2 rRNA genes are annotated in these 1,032 nt (G+C 57.6%); both read left to right on the top strand.

What is annotated here, in order from left to right:
• Positions 1–90 (top strand): 16S ribosomal RNA (locus AC07A4_RS41820); the annotation flags it as partial.
• A 312-nt stretch (positions 91–402) separates the two neighbouring features.
• Positions 403–1,032, top strand: a 23S ribosomal RNA gene (locus tag AC07A4_RS41825); the annotation flags it as partial.

Here is a 1,032-nt window from a genome sequence, read left to right on the forward strand (position 1 = left end):
GGGAGGGAGCTGTCGAAGGTGGGACTGGCGATTGGGACGAAGTCGTAACAAGGTAGCCGTACCGGAAGGTGCGGCTGGATCACCTCCTTTCTAAGGAGCACTTCTTGGCTGCCAGCTGTGCTGACAGTCCAGAGGCCAGTACATCAGCGAATGTCTGATGCTGGTTGCTCATGGGTGGAACGTTGACTACTCGGCACACTTTGATGATGAGGACGCTAGTACTGCTTCGGCGTGGAAAGCGGATCTTGTCGGTGAAGGGTGTCGGGCACGCTGTTGGGTATCTGAGGGTACGGGCTTAGTCCTGGACCTCAATGCCGACCCCAGTGCACTCGGAACGCTGGTTCCGGGGTGATGGGTGGTTGGTCGTTGTTTGAGAACTGCACAGTGAACGCGAGCATCTGTGGCCAAGTTTTTAAGGGCGCACGGTGGATGCCTTGGCACCAGGAACCGATGAAGGACGTGGGAGGCCACGATAGTCCCCGGGGAGTCGTCAACCAGGCTTTGATCCGGGGGTTTCCGAATGGGGAAACCCGGCAGTCGTCATGGGCTGTCACCCACCGCTGAATATATAGGCGGTGTGGAGGGAACGCGGGGAAGTGAAACATCTCAGTACCCGCAGGAAGAGAAAACAACCGTGATTCCGGGAGTAGTGGCGAGCGAAACTGGATGAGGCCAAACCTCAAGCGTGTGAGACCCGGCAGGGGTTGCGTTTGGGGGGTTGTGGGATCTCTTTTCTACGGTCTGCCGGCCGTGGGACGAGTCAGAAACCGTTGATGTAGGCGAAGGACATGCGAAAGGTCCGGCGTAGAGGGTAAGACCCCCGTAGTCGAAACATCAGCGGCTCGTTTAAGAGACACCCAAGTAGCACGGGGCCCGAGAAATCCCGTGTGAATCTGGCGGGACCACCCGTTAAGCCTAAATATTCCCTGGTGACCGATAGCGGATAGTACCGTGAGGGAATGGTGAAAAGTACCGCGGGAGCGGAGTGAAATAGTACCTGAAACCGTGTGCCTACAAGCCGTGGGAGCGTCG

This window comes from Streptomyces sp. NPDC043996 (genome assembly GCF_056435225.1).